General features: G+C 72.1%; 3 protein-coding genes, 2 pseudogenes and 1 riboswitch. Of the genes and pseudogenes, 4 read left to right on the forward strand and 1 reads right to left on the reverse strand.

Translation table 11 applies throughout. The features are described from left to right. Positions 1-533: pseudogene (locus FUT87_RS14125) on the reverse strand (hypothetical protein); the annotation flags it as partial. 234 nt (positions 534-767) lie between these two features. After that, a riboswitch (TPP riboswitch) is annotated at positions 768-903 on the forward strand. A 122-nt stretch (positions 904-1,025) separates the two neighbouring features. Between FUT87_RS14125 and thiC the strand changes: the two are divergent. From thiC to FUT87_RS14145, 4 genes and pseudogenes are all read left to right on the forward strand, one after another. After that, a pseudogene (thiC, locus tag FUT87_RS14130) lies at positions 1,026-2,914 on the forward strand (phosphomethylpyrimidine synthase ThiC). 5 nt (positions 2,915-2,919) lie between these two features. Next, entirely contained in the window at positions 2,920-3,996 is a 1,077-nt protein-coding gene (locus FUT87_RS14135; protein ID WP_091719976.1) for an FAD-dependent oxidoreductase, read from the forward strand. Beyond that, entirely contained in the window at positions 3,993-4,211 is a 219-nt protein-coding gene (gene thiS / locus FUT87_RS14140) for a sulfur carrier protein ThiS (RefSeq protein WP_091719973.1), read from the forward strand. The genes FUT87_RS14135 and thiS overlap by 4 nt, the downstream gene beginning before the upstream one ends. Position 4,212: 1 nt before the next feature. Further along, positions 4,213-4,850, forward strand: a 638-nt coding sequence (locus tag FUT87_RS14145; protein ID WP_255511832.1) for a thiazole synthase, incomplete at its 3' end; no start/stop codon positions are given.

A 4,850-nucleotide genomic window follows, 5' to 3' on the forward strand; every position in this document is an offset into this window, starting at 1 on the left:
CGGCCGGCCGGTGCGGCCATGGACGGCGCGGCCATCGACACGACCTGCGGCGCGGGCGCCTCCGACAGCGGTTGCGGCGCGGTCGAGGGCGGCGCCACCGTCTGGGCTGCCGTCTGCGCGAGCGGCGCGGGCGAGGCGCCGACCGCGGCGACCGCGGGCGCCTCCTGCACGGCGTTGCGCGTGGCGAGCGCGCGTTCGGCCGCGGGATCGAGGTCCTGGCGGCGCGCCGCGGGCGCCGGCGCCGGCGCGGCCGTGGCCACCGCACGGGCAACGGGCTTGGCCGCGTCGGCCTTGGCCTCGTGTCGTTCGGGGGTCTTCTTCTCGCCCTTCTCGGCGTGGAACTTGATCCACTGGAAAACCTTGTCGGCATCGCGCTTGGCGCGGTCGACATCGCTCATCGGGGCCTTGGGATCGGCGGGCGCGGCGGACGTCGCCGTCTGCGCCTGCGCGGCCATCGCGACCAGGGACAAGCTCAAGACCTGGCACAGCGCCAGACCGTGACGCCGGACGTTCAGGAGACTACGGCTGCTCATCACTCCACCCTCTCGATTGCGCTGGTTGCTCTCTTTTGGAGACAACGCCGGTCTTGTCTACGGCTCTTGGTCTTGGTTCTCGCGCCCCGGCATGAGCGCCGCAGTGTAAGAAGTCACCACCGTGACGAGACCTCGGGGTTTGCCCGGAATCAGGATGTAACAGCGGGCCGCAGGGCCGATGGCGTCGAGGAAGTCACGATCTCGCGGGTCCGCGCGTCGACCGGCCTATACTGCGCGCCTGCTCCGGGGTGCCCTGGGCCGATCCGCGCGACAGCGCGGCGCGGCACGGGCTGAGACATGGCGATGAAGCTGTGGACCCGCTGAACTTGATCCGGTTCGTACCGGCGTAAGAAGAGCCCGCCCTTCCAGGCGCACCTCGGCGATCCCCGCGCGTCCCTGCGCGCCGCCCATGCGCCGTGCCACGAGAAGGGCCCAGTTCCTCCCGCCCGCGTTCCCTTCAGTCCAGCCTCCGGCGCCCAACCGGAGACCCTGATGCTGGACCTGACGCACAACCTGCCCCCGACCGCCGCAAGCCCCGATGCCGCCGCGGAGTTCCATGACCGCCTCGCCGCCAGCCGCGCGCCGCTGCCGGCGTCGACCAAGACGCATGAGGCCGGCGTGCTGCATCCGCAGCTGCGCGTGCCGCTGCGCGAGATCGCGCTGACCAACGGCGAGCGCATCGCCGTCTACGACACCTCGGGCCCGTACACCGATCCCGCCGTCACCACCGACGTGCGCCGCGGCCTGCCCGCCACGCGCGCCGCCTGGGTCGAATCGCGCGGCGACACCGAGGCCTACACCGGCCGCCCGATCCAGCTCTTCGACGACGGCCTGCGCGAGGCCGCGCAGCAGCAGGCGCTGCGCGCGCAGAGCGCGGCGCTGAACCGCACGCCGCGCGCGCGAAGTCCGGCGCCAACGTGACGCAGATGCACTACGCGCGCCGCGGCATCGTCACCGCCGAGATGGAGTACGTCGCGATTCGCGAGAACGGCCGCCGCGCCTGGATGCACGAGTACCTCGCCGACAGCGAGCGCGAGCAGCGCCTGGCCGGCCAGGGCCTGGGCGCGCGGATCCCCGGGATCATCACGCCCGAGTTCGTCCGCGACGAGGTCGCGCGCGGCCGCGCCATCATCCCGGCCAACATCAACCATCCGGAACTCGAGCCGATGGCCATCGGCCGCAACTTCCTGGTCAAGGTCAACGCCAACATCGGCAACTCGGCGGTCAGCTCGGGCATCGAGGAGGAGGTCGAGAAGCTGGTGTGGGCCACGCGCTGGGGCGCGGACACGGTGATGGACCTCTCCACGGGCCGCAACATCCACACCACGCGCGACTGGATCCTGCGCAACAGCCCCGTGCCCATCGGCACCGTGCCGATCTACCAGGCGCTGGAGAAGGTCGGCGGCGTGGCCGAGGACCTCACCTGGGAGCTCTTCCGCGACACGCTGATCGAGCAGGCCGAGCAAGGCGTCGACTACTTCACCATCCACGCCGGCGTGCGGCTGCCCTTCGTGCCGATGACGGTCAAGCGCCGCACCGGCATCGTGTCGCGCGGCGGCTCGATCCTGGCGAAGTGGTGCATCGCGCACCACCGCGAGAACTTCCTCTACACGCACTTCGAAGAGATCTGCGACATCATGAAGGCCTACGACGTCAGCTTCTCGCTGGGCGACGGCCTGCGGCCGGGCTCGCTGGCCGACGCCAATGACGAGGCCCAGTTCGCCGAGCTGCGCACCCTGGGCGAGCTGACGAAGATCGCATGGAAGCACGACGTGCAGACCATGATCGAAGGCCCGGGCCATGTGCCGATGCACATGATCCAGGCCAACATGACCGAGCAGCTCAAGCACTGCGACGAGGCGCCCTTCTACACGCTGGGCCCGCTGACGACGGACATCGCGCCCGGCTACGACCACATCACCAGCGGCATCGGCGCCGCGATGATCGGCTGGTTCGGCTGCGCGATGCTGTGCTACGTGACGCCCAAGGAGCACCTGGGCCTGCCCGACCGCGACGACGTCAAGCAGGGCCTGATGGCCTACAAGATCGCGGCGCACGCGGCCGACATCGCCAAGGGCCATCCGGCGGCGCGCGCCCGCGACGACGCGCTGTCCAAGGCGCGCTTCGAGTTCCGCTGGGAGGACCAGTTCAACCTGGGCCTGGATCCGGAGACGGCGCGCGAGTTCCATGACGAGACCCTGCCCAAGGACAGCGCGAAGGTGGCGCACTTCTGCTCGATGTGCGGGCCCAAGTTCTGCTCGATGAAGATCACGCAGGACGTGCGCGAGTACAGCGCGCAGCTGGAGGACGGCATGCGCGAGAAGAGCGCGGAGTTCCGCGCCGGCGGCGCCGAGCTCTACATCCCGATCCGCCAGGACTGAGCGCGATGGCCGCGATCGCCATCGCCGGGGCGGGGCTCGCCGGGCGGCTGCTCGCGTGGGCGCTCGCGCGCGCCGGGCATCGCGTCGAGGTCTTCGACGCGTCGCCCGGTCCGGCGCCCGCCTTCGACGCGCAGGGGGCCGCCGCGTTCAGCGCGGCCGGCATGCTGAGCCCGCTCGCCGAGCAGGAGCAGGGCGGCGCCGCGGTCGCCGCGCTGGGATGGCGTTCGCTGGCGCTGTGGCCCGGCATCGTGGCGGCGCTGCCGCTGCCCGTGCCGCTGCAGGCCAACGGCAGCCTGTTGCTGGCGCATCGCGCGGATCTGGGCGCCGCGCAGCGCGCGCTGATGCGCATGCCGGGCGCGGAGCCCCTCGATGCCCAGGCGCTGCGCGCCCGGGAGCCGATGCTCGCGCCGGGCCTGCGCGGCTGGCTGCTGCCGCGCGAAGGCCTGATCTCGCCGCTCGCGGCGATGACCGCGCTGCAGGCAGGCGCGGCCGATGTGCGTTGGCACTGGGCGCGGCCCGTCGACCAAGTGCTGCCGGGCGAGTTCCATTTCGCCGATGGTGGGCATTGGCGCGGCGACTGGGCGATCGATGCGCGCGGTCTGGGCGCGCGGCCGCCCTTGCCGCTGCGCGGCGTGCGGGGCGAGATCGTCACGCTGTCGCTGCCAAGCCATGGCCTGAGGCATCCCGCGCGGCTGCTGCATCCGCGCCATCGCGTCTATCTGGTCCCCCGCTCCGGCGAGGAACTCGTCGTCGGCGCCAGCGAGATCGAGAGCGAGGACCGCAGCCCCATGTCGCTGCGCTCCGCCGTCGAACTGATGGCCGCGGCACAGAGCGTGCTGCCGGCGCTGTCCGAGGCGCGCATCGTGCGGCTGGATCGCCATCTGCGCCCGGCCCTCCCCGACAACCTGCCCTTCACCCATCACGAGCCCGGCCTGCTGCGGCTCAACGGCCTGTACCGCCACGGCTGGCTGCTGGCGCCCGCGCTGGTCGAGCGGCTGCTCGGCGAGGCCGGCCTGGCCACGCTCGGCGCGCTCATCGGCGAGCGCGTTCCAGCCACCGATTCCCTGGAGACTTTCCCATGACCGCCCTGCCCTCGATCACCGTGCGGCTCGACGACCGCGCCGTGGCGCTGCCCGCCGGCGCGACGCTCGCGCAACTGCTGGAACTCGAACGGCGCGAGCCCGCCGCAGTCGCAACGGCGCTCAATGGCCGCTTCGTGCCGCGCGACGCGCGTCCCGCGACGGCCCTCAGCGACGGCGACGTCGTCCTGTTCTTCCAACCGATCGTCGGAGGCTGAGATGACGAACATGACGAACGGATCCGATCCGCTGCTGATCGACGGTGTCGCGCTCGACAGCCGCTTCTTCCTGGGCACGGCCGGCTATCCGAGCCCGGCGGTGCTGTGCGACGCGATCCGCGCGTCCTCGTCGCAGGTGCTGACGGTCGGCCTGAAGCGCACGCTGCAGGCGGGCGACAACGGCGCGCTCGCGCAGGCGCTGGCCGCCGGGCGCGAACAGGGCGCGCGGCTGCTGCCCAACACGGCGGGCTGCCGCAGCGCGCGCGAGGCGGTGCAGCTCGCCCACATGGCGCGCGAGCTCTACGGCACGGCGTGGATCAAGCTGGAGGTGATTGGCGACGAGCACACGCTGCAGCCCGATCCCTTCGAGCTCGTCGCCGCCGCGACCGAGCTGACGCGCGAGGGCTTCATCGTCTTCCCGTACTGCACCGAGGACCTGATCCTGGGCCGCCGGCTGCTCGACGCCGGTTGCCCGCTGCTGATGCCCTGGGGCGCGCCGATCGGCTCCGGCCAGGGACTGCTGAACCTGCACGGCCTGTGCACGCTGCGCGAGCGCCTGCCCGACACGGTGCTGGTCATCGACGCCGGACTGGGCGCGCCGTCGCAGGCGGCGCGGGCAATGGAACTGGGCTTCGACGC

The organism is Mitsuaria sp. TWR114, from assembly GCF_007997345.1.

Excerpts from the sequence above, each read along its gene's own strand:
- thiS (WP_091719973.1), top strand. The coding sequence starts at position 3,993 with ATGACCGCCCTGCCCTCGATCACCGTGCGGCTCGACGACCGCGCCGTG.
- FUT87_RS14135 (WP_091719976.1), top strand. The coding sequence starts at position 2,920 with ATGGCCGCGATCGCCATCGCCGGGGCGGGGCTCGCCGGGCGGCTGCTC.